This is a genomic window from Pseudomonas orientalis (assembly GCF_002934065.1).
In the GTDB taxonomy this organism is placed as follows: domain Bacteria; phylum Pseudomonadota; class Gammaproteobacteria; order Pseudomonadales; family Pseudomonadaceae; genus Aquipseudomonas; species Aquipseudomonas orientalis_A.
This window is the reverse complement of record NZ_CP018049.1, coordinates 3,227,653-3,246,351: the sequence shown is the minus strand read 5'-3', so window position 1 is coordinate 3,246,351 and position 18,699 is coordinate 3,227,653. Positions and strand designations below refer to the sequence as shown.

The window sequence follows — 18,699 nt, the reverse complement described above, 5'->3', positions numbered from 1 at the left end:
CATGCACCTGCTCAGGACCCAACCCGGTGGCTTCGTCGCGGACGACAATATCGCCGACCTTGGCCAAACCCCCGCCGAGCTGGTGATCCTGTGCAGCGGCGATTCCAGCCTGGCGCTGCTCGCCGAAGCGGCGCAGCAACTGCCCGAGGATTACCCCAGCCTGCGCCTGGCCAACCCGATGCAGGTGCAGAACCACGCTTCGGTCGACCTGTACGTCGATGAGGTGTTGCGCCACGCCAGGGTCATCCTGATTTCCCTGCATGGCGGCATCGGTTATTGGCGCTACGGCATCGAGCGCCTGGTGGAACTGGCCGAACGCGGCGTCACGCTGATCCTGGTGCCGGGGGATGATCGTCCGGACCCGGAACTCAGCGGCCTGAGCACCGTCGCCGCCGAACAGCGCGAGCGTCTGTGGCACTTTCTGCGCCAGGGTGGCCTGGGCAATGCGCTGGATTTTTATCGCTGCCTGGCCAGTGCCCATCTGGGCCGCGACTACGCCTGGGCCGAACCGCAAACCTTGCCGCGTACGGCGATCTATCGCCCGCACACCGCCAATGCCCGCCTCAATGACTGGCAGGCGCAGTGGCACGCCGACTTCCCCGTGGCTGCGGTGCTGTTCTACCGCTCGCACTTGCAGGCGGCCAATACCGGGTTTATCGATGTGTTCTGCCAGCGCTTGCAGGCCGCGGGCCTGAACCCGTTGCCCATCGCAGTGGCCAGTTTGAAAGAGCCCGGTTGCCTCACGGTGGTCGAGGACCTGTTGGACGACGTGCAAGCCGCAGTGATACTCAACACCACAGGCTTTGCCCAATCCAGCCCGGAAGCACCGCACCTGCGCCCGTTTCGGCGCAATATCCCGGTGATCCAGGCGATCTGCGCCCAGGATAACCAGCCCGGCTGGGAGGCCAGCGCACAGGGGCTCGGCCCCCGCGACCTGGCGATGCACATTGCCTTGCCGGAGCTGGACGGGCGCATCATCAGCCGGCCGATCAGCTTCAAGGACCTGGCCTGGCGCAGTGAGCGCAGCCAGTCGGACGTGGTGTGCTACCGCGCCGCGCCCGAGCGTATGGATTTTGTCGCCGAACTGGCGCGCCGCTGGGTCGAGCTGGCGCGGCTGCCCAATGCACACAAGCGTGTCGCCTTGATCCTGGCCAATTACCCAACCCGCGACGGCCGTATCGGCAACGGTGTAGGTCTGGATACGCCGGCGGCGGCGCTGAACATCCTGCGCGCGTTGCAAGCCGAAGGATATCCAGTGCCATCCACCTTGCCGGACAGCGGCACCGCCTTGATCCACGCGTTGCTGGGCGGCGTCACCAACGACCTGGACAGCCTCGACCTGCGCCCGTGCCATCAAAGCCTGGGCCTGGACGAGTATGACGCGATGTTCCAGCGCCTGCCCGAGGCCAATCGTCAAGCCGTACTCGAGCGCTGGGGGGCGCCGCATCAGGACCCGATGTGCCGCGACGGCCGCCTGATGATCGCCGGCCTGCGCCTGGACCAGACCTTCGTCGGCATTCAGCCGGCGCGGGGTTATCAGGTTGATCAGAGCGCGGTGTATCACGACCCTGACCTGGTGCCGCCGCACGGCTACCTGGCGTTCTACTTCTGGCTGCGCCAGACCTACGGCGCCCATGCGCTGATCCATGTGGGCAAGCACGGCAACCTCGAATGGTTGCCTGGCAAGGGCGTGGGCCTGTCGGAAAACTGTTGGCCGGACGTGCTGCTCGGCCCGCTGCCGAATATCTACCCCTTTATCGTCAACGACCCGGGCGAGGGCGCCCAGGCCAAGCGGCGCACCCAGGCGGTGATCATCGACCACCTGATGCCGCCCCTGACCCGCGCCGAAACCTACGGCCCGCTGCGCGACCTGGAATTGCTGGCCGACGAATATTACGAAGCGCAGTTGCTCGACCCGCGACGTGCGCTGGAATTGCAGAAAGACATCCTCAAGCTGGTGCGCGAAACCCGTATCGACCAGGAACTCGAGCTGGACGGCGAGGCCGATGCCGACATCTGGTTACCGCGCCTGGACACCTACCTGTGTGACCTGAAGGAATCACAGATTCGCGACGGCCTGCATGTCTTCGGCGAATCGCCGGCAGGGCGCTTGCGTATCGATACGTTGCTGGCCTTGCTGCGCATTCCCCGTGGCGATGGCCGTGGCGCGCAATCGAGCCTGTTGCGGGTGCTGGCCAAGGCGTTCGAACTGGGTTTCGATCCACTGGACTGTGCGCTCGCAGAGCCGTGGACCGGGCGTCGGCCCGAGGTGTTGCGCAAGCTCGACGCGCAGGCGTGGCGCACCGCCGGCGACACCCGCGAGCGCCTGGAGCTCTATGCGACGCGTTTGATCGAGCAGGCGCTGGAGGGGCCGCTGGAGCAGTTGGAGGAAGCCGGCTGGGATGACGTGAAGGCGGTGGTCGAAAGCCTGCGCATTGTCGTGGCGCCGCGCCTGGACGCCTGCGGCCCGGCAGAAATGCGCGGCCTGCTGGATGCCCTGGGCGGGCGCTTTGTGCCGGCAGGTCCCAGTGGCGCGCCGAGTCGGGGCCGCCTGGATGTATTGCCCACGGGGCGCAATTTCTTCACCGTGGATGTGCGCAACCTGCCGACCACCACGGCCTGGCGCATCGGTTTCCAGTCGGCCAGTCTGTTGCTTGAACGGCACCTGCAGGACCACGGCGACCATCTGCGCCAGCTGGGCCTGTCGGTGTGGGGCACTGCCACCATGCGCACCGGTGGCGACGATATCGCCCAGGCCATGGCGCTGATGGGCGTGCGCCCGGTATGGGCCACCGGCAGCCAGCGCGTGGACGACTTCGAGATTCTGCCGATCAGCCTGTTGGATCGCCCGCGTGTCGACGTGACGCTGCGCGTCTCCGGCTTCTTTCGCGATGCGTTCGCCAACCTGATCCGCCTGTTCGATGCGGCGGTGCAAGCGGTGGCGGCCCTCGACGAGCCGGATGACATGAACCCGCTGGCCGCCAAGGTGCGCAGCGAGCGCCAAGCCCTGCGTGAGTCGGGCCTGGACGAAGCGGCCGCAGCGAAACAGGCCGGCTGGCGCATTTTCGGCGCCAAGCCAGGCGCCTATGGCGCGGGCGTGCAGGGCGCAATTGACGGTCGCCTGTGGCAAAGCCGCGAGGACCTGGCCGAGGTCTACCTCAACTGGGGTGGCTACGCCTATGGCGCCGCCGACGAGGGCACCGCCGCCCGTGGGCAATTCGCCCAGCGCTTGAGCCAGGTGCAGGCGGTGCTGCAGAACCAGGACAACCGTGAACACGATGTGCTCGACTCCAACGATTACTACCAATTCCAGGGCGGCATGCTCGCCGCCGTGGAAACCCTGAGCGGCAGCAAGGCCGCCAGCTATCATGGCGATCACAGCCAGCCGGACCTGCCGAAAATCCGCACCTTGAAGGAAGAGCTCAATCGGGTGGTGCGCTCCCGTGCGGCCAACCCGAAGTGGATCGAAGGCGTGAAGCGCCACGGCTATAAAGGTGCGTTTGAAATGGCCGCGACCGTGGACAACCTGTTCGCCTTCGACGCCACCACCGCATTGATCGATGATCACCAATACGCGCTGCTCGCCGATGCCTACCTGCTCGACCCTGATACCCGCGCGTTTGTGCAGCAGCACAACCCCGACGCGCTGCGCGACATGACCGAGCGCATGCTCGAAGCCCAGCAGCGCGGCCTGTGGCAAGCGCCCGGCGCTTACCGCGAAGCGTTGGAAAACCTGTTGCTGGATATGGAAGAAGACAGCTGATGACCGATATTGCGCATTTCCCCCTGGCCGCCGTGGTCGGCGCCGATGAGCTGAAACTGGCGCTGTGCCTGAACGCCATCGATCCGAGGATCGGCGGTGTGCTGATCGAAGGTCCGCGCGGCATGGCCAAGTCCACCCTGGCCCGTGGCCTGGCGGACCTGCTCGCCAGCGGGCAGTTTGTCACTTTGCCCCTGGGCGCAACCGAGGAACGCCTGGTCGGCACCCTGGATCTGGATGCCGCGCTCGGCGAGGGCCGTGCACAGTTTTCCCCCGGCGTGCTGGCCAAGGCCGATGGCGGCGTGTTGTACGTCGATGAAGTCAACCTGCTGCCCGATCACCTGGTCGACCTGCTGCTGGATGTGGCCGCCAGCGGCACCAACCTGATCGAACGTGATGGCATCTCTCATCGGCATGCGGCACGCTTTGTGCTGATCGGCACGATGAACCCGGAAGAGGGGGAGTTGCGCCCGCAGCTGCTCGACCGCTTTGGTTTCAACGTGGCCTTGAGCGGGCAGACGGTGCCGGCCGAGCGTGGCCAGATCATCCGTCGTCGCCTGGATTTCGACAGTGACCCCGCCGCGTTCTGTGAACAGTGGGCCGAGCCGCAAGCCGCTTTGCGCGAACGCTGCATCCAGGCCCGCGCACGCCTGAACAGTATCGAGCTGGATGATCAAGCTCTTGCGCAGATTACCCAGCGTTGTTTTGCCGCCGGCGTGGACGGGATGCGCGCGGACCTTGTATGGCTGCGCGGGGCCAGGGCGCATGCGGCCTGGCGCGGGGCCGGCGCTATCGCCGAGGAAGATATCGATGCGGTCGCGGAATTTGCCTTGCGTCACCGACGCCAGGAGCAGGCACCTGCGGCCAGCCCGCCCAATCAGGCGCAAGCCCCCCAATCCTCGAACCCCTCGCCGGGCCAAGGCCAATGGGGCGATATGCCCGCGCCGGCCCTGCCCACCGGCGCCCGCCGTGATGTTCCCGCCTGGCCAAAAAAGCCCTAGGCATTCGCCCTCGACCTGACGCGGGAGCGGATGCGCGGCCCCAGGCGGGGCAGTTGGAAAACGGCAGGCAAGGCAAGGCGCGCAGCGCGGGGCAGGGCCGGATCAACTGGCCGGGCACCTTGCTCGGTGGCAGGCCGCAAAGCCGTGACGATGTGCGCTGGCATATGCGCAGCCATTGCGCCCATGAGCTGTGGCTGGTGATTGTCGACGCCTCGGCTTCAACCCGCCGGCACCGGGCGTTGAGCGATGCCAAGGGCCTGTTGGCGCAATTGTTTGATGATGCCTACCGGCAACGGGCGCGCCTGGCCTTGCTGACGGCCAGCGGGCAAGCGCCGAAGTGGCAGGTGCAGGGCTTGAAGGCGGCAAAAAACCTGGCGCACTGGCTGGAACAGCTAGGCGCCGGAGGGGGGACCCCATTGCTGGCAGCCCTGATCGAGGCGGGGCATTGGCTGGTGGCGCGGCGCAAGCGTTATCCGGCTGAGCAGCAGCGCTTGCTGGTGATTACCGATGGACGGCTCAAGGTGATCGACGGGTTGTCACTGCTGGCGTGCCCGGGGTTGCTGGTGGATATCGAGCGTGGGCCGATCAGGTTGGGACGGGCGCGAGAGCTGGCTATCGGGTTGCAGCTGGATTATCGGCATATCGATGATGTGTAGTGCCTGGCCAGCCGCCATCGGGGGCAAGCCCCCTCCCACAGGGAAACGCATTCCAAATGTGGGAGGGGGCTTGCCCCCGATGGCGGCCTTCAATACACCACAGATTGATCAGCCCGCCCCCGGTACATTCGGCCAAAGATCGGCGACCAAAAACAGCCGCTCAGCTTCTTCCCAATCGTCACCGCTCTGCACCAGCCGCACCAGCAACTGCGCGGGCGCCATCGGGTCCAGGTCTGCCAGCCAGCCGGCCATCTGCTCCTCACGCCATACCTCATCCGCCGGGTAATGCGCCGGCGCCAGCCATGCATGGCGAGGCAGGGGTTGCCAGCGGCCGGCGGGGCGGGTGCTCACAAAGTCCGGCCAATCGCGCTGATGCAACCAGCGCCCACGCAAATGCTGCGGGTGGGCGCCCAGCGGTGGCTCGGCCTGGCCCGGCCACGGGTAAAGCAGGTACCCGCCCAGCCACAGGTGCGCATCGAACTGCTGGATATCCAGCGCTGCCAGCGCTTCGCGGCTCTCCGGCCGTGCCGAGATCGGTAATTGATGCTGGGCCAGGTGCGCCAGCTTGCGGTCCAGCCGGTCATGGCAGCCGGGGCCGAGCCATTGCGCAGTGTCCTGGCCGTTGCCGTCCTGTGGGCCAAGATAGAGTTTGATCGCCAATTCCAGGTGATGCACGCCATCGCGGTCGCGCAGCAGCATATCCAGCTCGCCCAGGGTGTGCCCGGCACGGCGGATCGGCAGGTTGGCCGCCAGCAGCTCCACGCCGGGCGCATGCTGCACGGCGAACTGCCACAGGCGCTCATAGTAGAGGCCCAGGCGCCGGGTGCGCGACAGGCTCAGCCACTGCTGTAACGCGCGGCTGTCCTGATCGAGCGCACGTAACCAGGCGTCGAGCACATGCGGCGCCTGTACCCAGTCACTGCCCGCCAGCGGATGGCGTTGCGGCCACGGCGTCTGTGTGAGCATGGGCGGCGCGAGCATCACCCACGCCAGGTCGCGCACCTCGGGGTGTCGCAGTTGGCGGGGCAGGGCGTGCAGGTCAGGGAACAGAGTCATGGTGCGAGCATAGCCTCTTAAGTCGCGTGCAGGTGCCTGAGGGACGCCTGAGAACCATTGTCATCACAGCCGGGCGGCGACAAAGGATTTTGCCTGACGCGGCCTTTCGCCCATAATCCTTTCTTTTTGCCACACCCCTACGCCCGCAGGAGCCCCATGGAGCAATTTCGCAATATCGGCATTATCGGTCGCCTGGGCAGTACCCAGGTGCTGGACACCGTCCGCCGACTGAAAAAATTCCTGCTGGAACGCCACCTGCATGTGATCCTCGAAGACACCATCGGCGAAATCCTGCCGGGCCACGGCCTGCAGACCTCGTCGCGCAAAATGCTCGGCGAAGTGTGCGACATGGTCATCGTGGTCGGCGGTGACGGCAGCCTGCTCGGCGCGGCCCGTGCCCTGGCGCGGCATAACGTGCCGGTGCTGGGGATCAACCGTGGCAGCCTGGGGTTTCTCACCGATATTCGCCCCGACGAGCTGGAAGTCGAAGTGGCCAAGGTGCTCGACGGCCACTACCTGGTGGAAAACCGCTTCCTGCTGCAGGCCGAAGTGCGCCGCCACGGCGAAGCCATCGGCCAGGGCGATGCCCTCAATGACGTGGTGCTGCATCCCGGCAAATCCACGCGGATGATCGAGTTCGAGCTGTATATCGACGGCCAGTTCGTGTGCAGCCAAAAGGCCGACGGCCTCATCGTGGCCACGCCCACCGGCTCCACCGCGTATGCACTGTCGGCCGGCGGCCCGATCATGCATCCCAAGCTCGATGCCATTGTGATCGTGCCGATGTATCCCCATATGTTGTCGAGTCGGCCGATTGTGGTCGATGGCAACAGTGAGCTGAAGATCGTGGTGTCCAAAGACATGCAAATCTATCCGCAAGTCTCCTGCGACGGGCAGAACCATTTCACCTGCGCCCCCGGTGACACCATCACCGTGAGCAAAAAGGCACAGAAGTTGCGTTTGATCCATCCGCTGGACCACAACTACTACGAAGTGTGCCGCACCAAGCTGGGCTGGGGCAGCCGCTTGGGGGGCGGAGGCGACTGATGCTCGATCCCGCGCGCAGCTACGACCTGATTGGTGACGTGCACGGTTGCGCCCATACGCTGGAGCACTTGCTCGACCGGATGGGTTACCACAAGCAGGGCGGCACCTGGCGCCATCCGTCGCGCATGGCGGTGTTTCTCGGCGATATCATCGACCGTGGGCCACGCATCCGCGAAGCGCTGCACATCGTCCACGACATGACCGAGGCCGGCCAGGCGCTGTGCATCATGGGCAACCATGAGTTCAATGCGCTGGGTTGGACCACGCCGGCACCGCCGGGCAGCGGCAAGCAGTTCGTGCGCGAGCACAACCCACGTCATGCGCGGTTGATCCAGGAGACACTGACCCAGTTCGAACAGCACCCGGGCGACTGGCACGACTTCCTCGGCTGGTTCTACGACATGCCGCTGTTTGTCGACGCCGGGCGTTTTCGTGTGGTGCATGCGTGCTGGGACGAGGGCTTTATCCAGCCGCTGCGCGCGACCTTCCCGGATGGCTGCATCGATCAGCATTTCCTGCAGGCCGCCGCCGTACCGGGCAGCTTTGCCTGCAACGCGTTCGATCGCCTGCTGCGCGGCACCGACATGCGCCTGCCCCACGGACTCACGTTGACCGGTGGCGATGGCCTGACGCGCTCGTTCTTTCGCACCAAGTTCTGGGAAGACGACCCGAAAACCTACGGCGACATCGTGTTCCAGCCCGACGCCTTGCCCGAGCCCGTGGCGCGCACGCCGTTGTCCTCCACTGAAAAGAATTCTTTGCTGCGCTATGGCGTCGACGAGCCGTTGTTGTTTGTCGGTCATTACTGGCGCAGCGGCAATCCGGCGCCGATCCGCCCGAACCTGGCCTGCCTGGACTACAGCGCTGTGCTGTACGGCAAGCTGGTGGCGTATCGCCTGGACCAGGAAACCCGACTGGATCCGCATAAATTCGTCTGGGTCGACGTTGAGCGACCTGAGGTTATCCAATGAGTACCGTGGCTGTATTGCGCCTGCCCCTGAGCGTCGACCTGGGCGGTTTCGTCAAATTGCTGCAACGCATGCAGGTGCCCCATCGCGTCAGCGAGGAAGCGGGCGAGCAAGTGCTGTGGGTGCCCGAGAGCATCAGTGACGACGTGCGCGTGTTGTACCAGCGCTTTCCCGCCGGCGACATGGACCTGCAACTGGATATTCCCGAGCAGGCGCCGGTTGCGCGCCCCGGCTTTATCCAGCAGGTCCGGCATAGTCCGGTCACGACACTGGTGCTGCTGGCAAGCCTGATCGTGGGCGCGGTGACGCTGCTCGGCGAAAACCTGCAAACCATGGCCTGGCTGACGTTCCTGCCGTTCCGGGTGCTGGGCGAGTACATCCAGTTCACGCCGTTGGCCGACAGCCTGGCGTCCGGGCAGTGGTGGCGGTTGGTCACGCCGATGCTGATTCACTTCGGCATCCTGCACCTGGCCATGAACGGCATGTGGTACTGGGAACTGGGCCGACGCATTGAAGCGCGCCAGGGCGGCATCAACCTGCTGGGCCTGACCCTGTTGTTCAGCCTGGTCTCCAATTACGCGCAGTACGCTTACGGCGGTCCGGGCCTGTTTGGCGGGTTGTCCGGCGTGTTGTACGGCCTGCTCGGGCATTGCTGGATCTTTCAGTTACTCGCGCCCAACCCGGCGTATCGTCTGCCCCGTGGGGTGCTGGTGATGATGCTGGTGTGGCTGGTGCTCTGCCTGTCGGGGCTGGTCTCGATGATCGGCTTCGGTGAAATCGCCAACGCGGCCCATGTGGGCGGCCTGGTTATCGGTTGCCTGACCGGTTTGCTGGGCGGGCTGTACAACCGCCGCAAATCGTCTATTTGATAAGGAAGAGCCTTATGTCCTCTTTTGCTGCAATGATCGAAAACATCACCCCGGACATCTACGAGAGCCTCAAGCTCGCCGTGGAAATCGGCAAGTGGTCCGATGGGCGCAAGCTCACCGCCGAACAGCGCGAGCTGTCGTTGCAGGCGATGATCGCCTGGGAACTGCAGAACCTGCCCGAAGACCAGCGCACCGGCTACATGGGCCCGCAGGAATGCGCGTCGAAATCGGCACCGGTGCCGAACATCCTGTTCAAGTCGGATGCGATCCATTGATTGAAATCGGTCGCGGTGCAGTCAGCAAAATGTCGGCGAAACTCGGTGAGTCGACCGTTCAATACGCGTTTCGTCTTGGCGACACCGAGGTTGCGGTCAACCCGTTGATCGGTACCCACATTCGCCTGGAATACCTGGGTGCCATTCATTGCAGCCATTGCGGCCGCAAGACCAAGAACAGCTTCAGCCAGGGCTATTGCTACCCGTGCATGACCAAGCTGGCCCAGTGTGACCTGTGCATCATGAGCCCCGAGCGCTGCCATTACGACGCCGGCACCTGCCGCGATCCGGGCTGGGGTGAAACATTCTGCATGACCGACCATGTGGTGTACCTGGCCAACTCGTCGGGGATCAAGGTCGGCATCACCCGCGCCACGCAGTTGCCGACCCGCTGGCTCGACCAGGGTGCCAGCCAGGCGCTGCCGATCATGCGCGTGGCCACGCGCCAGCAGTCCGGCTTTGTCGAAGACCTGTTTCGCAGCCAGGTGGCCGACAAGACCAACTGGCGTGCGCTGCTCAAGGGCGATGCGCAGTCCGTCGACCTCAAGCAGGTGCGCGATGAACTGTTCGCCACCTGCGCCGAAGGCTTGCTCGGTTTGCAGGAACGCTTTGGCCTGCAGGCCATCCAAACCATTGCCGACGTCGAGCCGATCGAGATCCGCTACCCGGTGGAGCAGTACCCGGCCAAGATCGTCAGCTTCAACCTGGACAAGAATCCGATTGCCGAAGGCACGCTGCTGGGAATCAAGGGCCAATACCTGATCTTCGACACCGGCGTGATCAATATTCGTAAATACACGGCCTACCAGCTCGCCGTGCATCAGTAGAAGGATGCCACCCATGCGCACCGAACAACCGAAGATGATTTACCTGAAGGACTATCAGGCGCCGGACTACCTGATCGACGAGACGCACCTGACCTTCGAGTTGTTCGAGGACCACAGCCTGGTCCACGCGCAATTGGTGATGCGCCGCAATCCCGAGCGTGGCGCCGGTTTGCCGCCGTTGGTGCTGGACGGCCAGCAATTGGAGCTGTTGAGTGTCAACCTGGCCGACCAGCCGCTGACGGCCGCCGACTACCAGCTGACCGACAGCCACCTGACCGTGCAGCCCACGCGTGAAACCTTCACCCTCGACACCACGGTCAAGATTCACCCGGAGACCAACACCGCCCTGGAAGGCCTGTACAAGTCCAGCGGCATGTTCTGCACCCAGTGTGAGGCCGAGGGTTTTCGCAAGATCACTTACTACCTCGACCGCCCCGACGTGATGAGCGTGTTCACCACCACGGTGATCGCCGAGCAGCACAGCTATCCGGTGCTGCTGTCCAACGGCAACCCGATTGCCAGCGGCCCCGGCGAAGACGGTCGGCACTGGGCGACCTGGGAAGACCCGTTCAAGAAACCCGCCTACCTGTTTGCCCTGGTGGCCGGCGACCTGTGGTGTGTCGAAGACAGCTTCACCACCATGACCGACCGCGAGGTCGCGCTGCGCATCTACGTCGAGCCGGAAAATATCGACAAGTGCCAGCACGCCATGACCAGCCTGAAAAAATCCATGCGCTGGGATGAACAAACCTACGGCCGCGAGTATGACCTCGACATCTTCATGATCGTGGCGGTGAACGACTTCAACATGGGCGCCATGGAGAACAAAGGCCTCAATATCTTCAACTCCAGCGCCGTGCTGGCCCGCGCCGAAACCGCCACCGACGCCGCGCACCAGCGCGTCGAGGCCATCGTCGCCCACGAATACTTCCACAACTGGTCGGGCAACCGCGTGACCTGCCGCGACTGGTTTCAGTTGTCGCTCAAGGAAGGTTTCACCGTGTTCCGCGACTCGGGTTTCTCTGCCGACATGAACTCGGCCACGGTCAAGCGCATCCAGGACGTGGCGTACCTGCGTACCCACCAGTTCGCCGAAGACGCCGGGCCGATGGCCCACGCGGTGCGCCCGGACAGCTTTATCGAAATCTCCAACTTCTACACCCTGACCGTGTACGAAAAGGGCTCGGAAGTGGTCGGCATGATCCACACCTTGCTTGGCGCCGAGGGCTTTCGCAAAGGCAGCGACCTGTACTTCGAGCGCCATGACGGCCAGGCCGTGACCTGCGACGACTTCATCAAGGCCATGGAAGATGCCAATGGCGTCGACCTCAGCCAGTTCAAACGCTGGTACAGCCAGGCCGGCACGCCGCGTTTGGCGGTGAGCGAGTCCTACGATGCGGCAGCCAGGACCTACAGCCTGACGTTCCGCCAGAGCTGCCCGCCGACCCCGGACAAGGTGGAAAAGCTGCCTTTCGTGATCCCGGTCGAATTGGGCCTGCTGGACGGGCAGGGCGGCGCTATCCCCTTGCGCCTGGCCGATGAACCGGCGGCTGGCGCTACCTCACGGGTGATCTCGGTGACGCAAGCTGAGCAGACGTTCTCCTTCGTCGATATCGCTGAAAAGCCGTTGCCTTCTCTACTGCGCGGTTTCTCGGCGCCGGTGAAACTGAGCTTCGCCTACACCCGCGATCAACTGATGTTCCTGATGCAGCACGACAGCGACGGTTTCAACCGCTGGGATGCCGGCCAGCAACTGTCGGTGCAGGTGTTGCAGGAGCTGATCGGCCAGCATCAGGCCGGGCAACCGCTCAAGCTCGATCAACGCCTGATCGACGCGCTGCGCACCGTGTTGAGCGACGAAAGCCTGGACCAGGCCATGGTCGCCGAAATGCTCTCGCTGCCGAGCGAAGCCTACCTGACCGAAATCAGCGACGTGGCGGATGTGGATGCCATTCACGCTGCCCGTGAGTACGCCCGCAAGCAACTGGCCGAGAACCTGTTCGAAGGCCTGTGGCTGCGCTACCAGGCCAACCGTGAGTTGTCCAAGCAAACCCCGTACGTGGCCGAGGCCGAGCACTTTGCCCGGCGCGCCCTGCAGAACATCGCGTTGTCGTACCTGATGCTCAGCGGCAAACCTGAAGTGCTGGCGGCGACACTGGATCAGTTCGACACCAGCGACAACATGACCGAGCGCCTGACGGCCCTGGCCGTGCTGGTGAACTCGCCCTTCGAGGCGGAAAAAGCCCAGGCCCTGGCGGTGTTTGCCGAGAACTTCAAGGACAACCCGCTGGTCATGGACCAGTGGTTCAGCGTGCAGGCCGGCAGCACCCTGCCGGACGGGCTGGCGCGGGTCAAGGCGCTGATGGAGCACCCCGCGTTCACGATCAAGAACCCGAACAAGGTACGCGCCCTCATCGGCGCATTTGCCGGGCAGAACCTGATCAACTTCCATGCCGCGGATGGTTCGGGCTACCGTTTCCTGGCGGACCTGGTGATCCAGCTCAATACGCTGAACCCACAGATCGCTTCGCGCCAATTGGCACCCCTGACGCGCTGGCGTAAATACGACGACGCGCGACAAGCGCTGATGAAAGCGGAACTGGAACGCATTCGTGGCTCGGGCGAGTTGTCCAGCGATGTGTTCGAGGTGGTCAGCAAGAGCCTTGCCTGACCTGGCTATCTTCCTGAAGATGGGTGCCAATGTGGGAGGGGGCTTGCTCCCGATGGCGGCCTCTGGGCCGACCAGGATGTTGGATCAGGCCGAGTACATATCCGTTTCTGCGGTAACGGCTGCTATGGGTTCCGCTTTTACAGCGGCTCACTTTTGAAAAGCGCAAAAGTAAGCAAAACGCTCTTGCCCCACCACTCGGCACCTCGCTAATGCTCGGTGTGCCCGAACGCAGGCTTGAATCCGTGGGCCGCCGCAATGGGCCATCCCTGGCCCAGTGCGGCTAACCCGGCGTCCTGCCGGGTTACCCACGGATTCAAGCCTGCGTTCGGCCAGCGTGGTTTAACGGGGCGCTTAAGATCAAAAGCCAGATCAAGATCAAGAGCGACTCGCTTCGCATCGTGGTTACCGGCTACAGCGGTGTGTGGCCTATGCCTCGATGCGTTGAGTCAGTAAATGCATCAGCGACTGACACATCGCTATCGGGGGCAAGCCCCCTTCCACATTGATCAGAACGGGATTACTAACGTGCCGCTTATTGGGAAAGCGGCGTCAACACCTCGGCCTTGTCATCCAGCACCATCACCACCAGTAGCCTGGCGGGCCGGGTCTGGCTGGCGTTGCTCGATTCGAAGTGCCGCGAGCCGGCGGGCTCGTAGAACGAGTCACCGGCCTTGTAGGTAATGGCTTTCTCATCGTTGACCCGTGAGGTGATTTCGCCTTCCAGCACATACGCCACGGCGGTGCCGGTGTGGCTGTGGGGCACGGTGGCCTGGCCGGGAGCGTAGTCCACGGTAAGCATGATGGTTTTCTTGCCGGGCACGTTGGCCAAGGCGTGCTCCTGCAGTACTTTGAGCGTTTCCTGGTGGTACACCGGTTCGTGGGCGTAAGCGTTGAGCGAGGCCAGTATCGCAGCGGTGGCGAGCAGTCGTTTCATGGGGATTTCCACGTAGTTCGAGACCCGTCCACCCTACGCTGGCGGTCCTGTTCGACCAATGACCAATCCTGCGCAAAACCACCTAGCCAATCTGCCGCAGAATGTCGCGGACCTTGTCCAGTGCCGGGTCGATATCGAGGGTTTCGATGGCGCCGAAGCCGAGAATCAGCCCGGCGCGTGGCGCCGTGTCGTGAAAAAACACATCCAGGGGGTACAGCCCCACTTGGGCCTTGCGCGCCAGTTGCATCAGCAACGGGATATCCACCGGCACCTTGCACAGCGCCGCCAGATGAAACCCGGCCACCGTCGGCACCGCCTCGAACCAGGGCGACAGGTCGCCCGCCAGGCGCTGCAGAATCCGTTCGCGGCGCCCCGCGTACACGCTGTGGCAGCGGCGAATGTGTTTGAGCAGATAGCCTTCGCTGATGAACTTGGCCAACGCCCATTGCGGCAGGGTGGAGCTGTGCTGGTCGGTCAATTGCTTGGCTTTGAGGACCGCGCCATGTATCGCCGGCGGCAGCACCGCGTAGCCCAGGCGCAACTCGGGCAACAGGGTTTTGGAAAAGGTCCCGACGTAGGTCACCACGCCTCGTGTGTCCATGCTTTGCAGGGAGTCGGTGGGGCGGCCCTCATAGCGGAACTCACTGTCGTAGTCGTCTTCGATGATGATCGCGCCGAGCGCGATGGCGCGGTCGAGCAGGGCCTCGCGCCGCGCCAGGCTCATGGGCATGCCGAGGGGGAACTGGTGCGACGGCGTCACATAGATCAGGCGGGTGCCGTCGGGGATCTGGTCGACCTGGATGCCCTGCGCATCGACCGGCACGCTGGCGACCCTGGCCCCCATCGCCACGAACAACTGACGCGCCGGGCTGTAGCCGGGGTCTTCCATGGCGACGATGCTGCCTGGCTCGAGTACCACGCGGGCGATGAGGTCCAGCGCCTGTTGCGCGCCATTGGTCACCACGATGTTACTGGCGCGACCTTTCACCCCACGGGAAAACGCAATATGCCCGGCGATGGCCTCGCGCAGCGCCGGCAAGCCTTCCGGTTGGCTGTAGAAACCGCAGTTCTGGGCGATACGGCGCAACGCATCCAGGGTGCAGCGTCGCCATTCCTCCTGAGGGAACTGATTGCGCGTGGTGGCCCCGCCGATAAACTCATACCGCAGGATCTCGGCGCTGGCGGGATGATGCATGGGCGAGGGCAACGCCGCCCATTTGCCCAGGCTGGCGGCGCAGGCCAGGTCGGTGGCGGTCTGCACGCGGTCGGGCCGGGGTGCCCACGCATTGACGAAGGTGCCCCGGCCGATCCTGCCGACCAGGAGGCCTTCGTACGTCAAGGTGGCGTAAGTGTCCGACACGGTTTTGCGTGAGACGCCCAGTTGCTCTGCGAGCAGGCGGCTGGGCGGTAATTGCGCGCCGGCTGAAAGTCGCCCGCAGGTGATGGCTTCGCGCAGTTGCTGGTAAAGCTGGGCAGCCAGGTCCTTGCGGCCGTTGATGACGAGGTGCAGTTCCATGTTTCATCCCGGGACAGATCGATCTGCGCCAAGGTTACGCGCAAATCGATCTGAAGAAACCAGGCGGGGTCAGGACAGGAAACCACCGTCCACATTCAGCGACACCCCGGTGGTGTAGCTGGACGCATCGCTGGCCAGGAACAACACGGCGCCGGCCATTTCGCTGGGGTCGGCCACGCGCTTGAGCGGGATCTGTGCCAGGGCCATCTTCAGGATCGCGTCGTTCTTGACCAGCGCCGAGGCGAACTTGGTGTCGGTCAGGCCCGGCAGCAATGCGTTGCAACGGATGCCGAACGCGGCGCATTCCTTGGCGAACACCTTGGTCATATTGATCACGGCGGCCTTGGTCACCGAATAGATGCCCTGGAATACACCCGGGGAAATGCCGTTGATCGAAGCCACGTTGATGATGCTGCCGCCGCCGTTGTCGCGCATCAGTTTGCCGGCCTCCACCGACATGAAGAAGTAGCCGCGGATGTTCACATCAACGGTCTTCTGGAACGCACCGAGGTCGGTGTCCAGCACGTTGCAGAACTGTGGATTGGTCGCGGCGTTGTTGACCAGGATGTCCAGGCGGCCGAACTGTTCACGGATACCGGAGAACACCTGGGCGATCTGCTCCATTTCACCGATATGGCAGGCAACCGCGGTGGCCTTGCCGCCGTCGGCGATGATCGCGTCGGCAACGTGCTGGCAGCCTTCCAGTTTGCGGCTCGAGACAATCACGTGGGCGCCTTGCTGGGCCAGCAGCTTGGCGATGGCCTCGCCAATGCCACGGCTGGCGCCGGAAACGAAAGCGATCTTGCCGTCGAGGTCGAACAGGTGGGTCTTGGACATGAGCGGTTCCTTGTGATTGTTATCAGAGGGCGGATTTGCCAATGACCGCCAGGCTCATCTGCTCCAGCAGCTTGTTCATATGGATGAACTGGGCAAAGCGTTTGTCCTGGGTCTGGCCGTGGAAGAAACGGTAATAGATCTGCTGCACGATGCCGGCCAGGCGAAACAGGCCGTAGGTGTAGTAGAAGTCGAAATTGTCGATGCGGATGCCCGAGCGTTCGGCGTAGTAGTCGACGAACTGGCGGCGGGTGAGCATGCCTGGCGCATTGCTCGGCTGGCGTCGCATCAACTGCACGGGCGCAGGGTCGGCGGCTTCGATCCAGTAGGCGAGGGTGTTGCCCAGGTCCATCAACGGGTCGCCGAGGGTGGTCAGTTCCCAGTCCAGCACGCCGATGATCTGCATCGGGTTGTGCGGGTCCAGGATCACGTTGTCGAAGCGATAGTCGTTGTGCACGATGCTGGAGGTCGGGTGATCGCCCGGCATCTTGTCGTTGAGCCAGGCGCGCACGGCTTCCCAGCGGGGGGCGTCGGGGGTCAGGGCTTTTTCGTAGCGCTCGCTCCAGCCACGGATCTGACGTTCCACATAACCCTGCGGCTTGCCCAGGTCGGCCAGGCCGCAGGCGGTGTAGTCGACCTGATGCAATTCGACGAATTTGTCGATAAAGCTTTTGCACAGGGCTTCGGTGCGCGTTGCGTCCAGGCCCAGCTCGGCAGGCAGGTCTGAGCGCAGGATGATGCCGTTGACGCGCTCCATCACGTAGAACTCGGCGCCGATCACCGACTCATCGGTGCAATGCACGTAGGCCTTGGGGCAGTACGGAAAGCCGTCTTTGAGCTGGTTGAGAATGCGGTATTCGCGGCCCATGTCATGGGCGGACTTGGCCTTGTGGCCGAACGGCGGGCGACGCAATACGAATTCCTGGCCAGGGTATTCCAGCAGATACGTCAGGTTCGACGCGCCGCCGGGGAACTGGCTGATCTTGACCGTGCCGTTCAGGCCGGGAATATGGGCCTTTAGATAGGGATCGATCAGGCTCGCATCAAGTTCTTCGCCGGGGCGAATCTGGGTCGATTGGTCGTTAAGCGTCATGCTTATCCCTTCTGCTTATTTTAAAGGCCTTGGACTATTGGCTAATCTAATGCGCGTCGCCGCCCAGCGACAAGGTCGGGACGGCTTAATAGGTCAGCGTGTTGAAGCAGGATCAGCGTGCCTGATCGGTCATTTATCGGGCGCCGGCAATGCTACCGGCGTAAGTACCGGGCGACCGGCAAAGTATTCCACCAGATTGTCGGCGACCCGTTGCACGGTATCGTGGGTGGCTTCTGGCGACAGGCCCGCCACATGCGAGGTGAGTACGGTATTGCTCAGACGCTTGAGTGCGTCGGGTACCTTGGGTTCGTCGTCAAATACATCCAGCGCGGCGCCGCCGATACGCCGCTGTTGCAACGCCGCTACCAGGTCGGCGGTGACCACGACGCTGCCGCGGCCGATGTTGACCAGAAAGCCGTTTGGCCCCAGTGCGTCAAGGGCGTGGCGATCGATCAGGTGGCGAGTACCGGCGCCACCGGGCGTGGCCAGGATCAGGAAATCCGAAGTGCGCGCCAGTTCCACGGCGGTTGCACAGTAGGTGTAGTCCACGTCATCGCGTGGTTGGCGGTTGTGGTAACTCACCTGCATGCCAAAGCCCAGCGCCGCGCGCTTGGCGATCTCCAGGCCGACGGCGCCCAGCCCGAGAATTCCCAGCTGCTTGCCGCCCAGGGAAGGGCGCATCACCTTCGGCCATTCGTCGCGGCGCACGGCGGCGTCCGTCTGGGGGATGCCGCGCACGAGTGAGAGCAGCAACGCCATGGCATGGTCGGCCACCGACGGCGCATTCACCCCGGCACCATTGGTCACCACAATCCCGCGGTTGGCCGCTGCCTGCAGGTCCACATGTTCATAGCCTGCACCAATCACGCAGATGATTTCCAGCAGCGGCAACGCGGCGATTTCTTCGGCATGCAGCCCCAGCGGCCCGCGGGTCAATACCGCCTTGATCTGCCCGCCATGGGCCTTGATCGCTTGCGCGCGCTCAGCGGGTGTCGGCGCCAGGATTACATGGAAATCATTGCTCTCGATGATTTGCAGGTATTCGTTGATGGTTTCAACCAGGACCAGAACGGTGGTGGGCATGGGCAGCTCTCCGGTGAGTTCGATGCCCGGATTATGCTGCATTTTTGTTGCATGAAATGTCGCAGGCCCGAGAAAGCTCCACTGACTTTGCGGAAAGTGCCAGCGTCTC

General features: G+C 63.7%; 15 protein-coding genes. 9 read left to right on the top strand and 6 right to left on the bottom strand.

Annotation, left to right across the window (positions count from 1 at the left end; all coding sequences use genetic code 11):
• The first annotated feature begins 1 nt into the window (after window position 1).
• Genes cobN through BOP93_RS14560 form a run of 3 tightly spaced genes read left to right on the top strand, consistent with a single transcriptional unit; the run spans window position 2 to window position 5,417 of the window.
• Window positions 2–3,763 (top strand): cobaltochelatase subunit CobN, encoded by a 3,762-nt coding sequence (gene cobN / locus BOP93_RS14570; protein WP_104503191.1) that lies wholly within the window; start codon window positions 2–4, stop codon window positions 3,761–3,763.
• Window positions 3,763–4,761, top strand: a complete 999-nt coding sequence (locus tag BOP93_RS14565) for an ATP-binding protein (protein ID WP_104503190.1) — start codon at window positions 3,763–3,765, stop codon at window positions 4,759–4,761. The genes cobN and BOP93_RS14565 overlap by 1 nt, the downstream gene beginning before the upstream one ends.
• Before the next feature lie 53 nt (window positions 4,762–4,814).
• On the top strand, window positions 4,815–5,417 hold the full coding sequence (locus BOP93_RS14560) for a vWA domain-containing protein (protein WP_104503189.1): 603 nt from the start codon (window positions 4,815–4,817) through the stop codon (window positions 5,415–5,417).
• Between the two features lie 108 nt (window positions 5,418–5,525).
• Here BOP93_RS14560 and BOP93_RS14555 read toward each other — a convergent pair whose 3' ends face one another.
• Window positions 5,526–6,473: a DUF1853 family protein gene (locus tag BOP93_RS14555; RefSeq protein ID WP_104503188.1), complete on the bottom strand. Its 948-nt coding sequence runs from the start codon at window positions 6,471–6,473 to the stop codon at window positions 5,526–5,528.
• Window positions 6,474–6,629: 156 nt separating this feature from the next.
• Between BOP93_RS14555 and BOP93_RS14550 the strand changes: the two genes are divergently transcribed.
• The 6 genes from BOP93_RS14550 to pepN are packed head-to-tail and all read left to right on the top strand — an operon-like array spanning window position 6,630 to window position 13,130.
• Window positions 6,630–7,520 (top strand): NAD(+) kinase, encoded by an 891-nt coding sequence (locus BOP93_RS14550; protein ID WP_057725186.1) that lies wholly within the window; start codon window positions 6,630–6,632, stop codon window positions 7,518–7,520.
• Window positions 7,517–8,491, top strand: a complete 975-nt coding sequence (locus BOP93_RS14545; protein WP_420220233.1) for a metallophosphoesterase — start codon at window positions 7,517–7,519, stop codon at window positions 8,489–8,491. The genes BOP93_RS14550 and BOP93_RS14545 overlap by 4 nt, the downstream gene beginning before the upstream one ends.
• Window positions 8,488–9,357 carry a rhomboid family intramembrane serine protease gene (locus BOP93_RS14540; RefSeq protein ID WP_104503186.1) on the top strand — a complete coding sequence of 290 codons (870 nt, stop codon included), beginning with the start codon at window positions 8,488–8,490 and terminating at the stop codon, window positions 9,355–9,357. The genes BOP93_RS14545 and BOP93_RS14540 overlap by 4 nt, the downstream gene beginning before the upstream one ends.
• Window positions 9,358–9,371: 14 nt before the next feature.
• Window positions 9,372–9,632, top strand: a complete 261-nt coding sequence (locus BOP93_RS14535) for a YeaC family protein (protein ID WP_065885275.1) — start codon at window positions 9,372–9,374, stop codon at window positions 9,630–9,632.
• Window positions 9,629–10,459, top strand: a complete 831-nt coding sequence (locus BOP93_RS14530; protein ID WP_162303230.1) for a DUF2797 domain-containing protein — start codon at window positions 9,629–9,631, stop codon at window positions 10,457–10,459. The genes BOP93_RS14535 and BOP93_RS14530 overlap by 4 nt, the downstream gene beginning before the upstream one ends.
• Before the next feature lie 13 nt (window positions 10,460–10,472).
• A complete protein-coding gene (gene pepN, locus BOP93_RS14525) occupies window positions 10,473–13,130 on the top strand; it encodes an aminopeptidase N (protein ID WP_104503185.1) in 2,658 nt (885 codons plus the stop codon).
• Between the two features lie 532 nt (window positions 13,131–13,662).
• Here the strand turns inward: pepN and BOP93_RS14515 are convergent.
• From BOP93_RS14515 to BOP93_RS14495, 5 genes are all read right to left on the bottom strand, one after another.
• Window positions 13,663–14,064, bottom strand: a complete 402-nt coding sequence (locus BOP93_RS14515; protein ID WP_104503184.1) for a cupin domain-containing protein — start codon at window positions 14,062–14,064, stop codon at window positions 13,663–13,665.
• An 82-nt stretch (window positions 14,065–14,146) separates the two neighbouring features.
• Window positions 14,147–15,580: a PLP-dependent aminotransferase family protein gene (locus tag BOP93_RS14510; RefSeq protein WP_104503183.1), complete on the bottom strand. Its 1,434-nt coding sequence runs from the start codon at window positions 15,578–15,580 to the stop codon at window positions 14,147–14,149.
• Between the two features lie 69 nt (window positions 15,581–15,649).
• Complete coding sequence (locus BOP93_RS14505) at window positions 15,650–16,417, bottom strand: SDR family oxidoreductase (protein WP_104503182.1); 768 nt, start codon at window positions 16,415–16,417, stop codon at window positions 15,650–15,652.
• Window positions 16,418–16,439: 22 nt separating this feature from the next.
• Window positions 16,440–17,507: a phosphotransferase family protein gene (locus tag BOP93_RS14500; RefSeq protein ID WP_104503181.1), complete on the bottom strand. Its 1,068-nt coding sequence runs from the start codon at window positions 17,505–17,507 to the stop codon at window positions 16,440–16,442.
• 129 nt (window positions 17,508–17,636) lie between these two features.
• Window positions 17,637–18,590 (bottom strand): 2-hydroxyacid dehydrogenase, encoded by a 954-nt coding sequence (locus BOP93_RS14495; protein WP_104505291.1) that lies wholly within the window; start codon window positions 18,588–18,590, stop codon window positions 17,637–17,639.
• Window positions 18,591–18,699 lie beyond the last annotated feature (109 nt).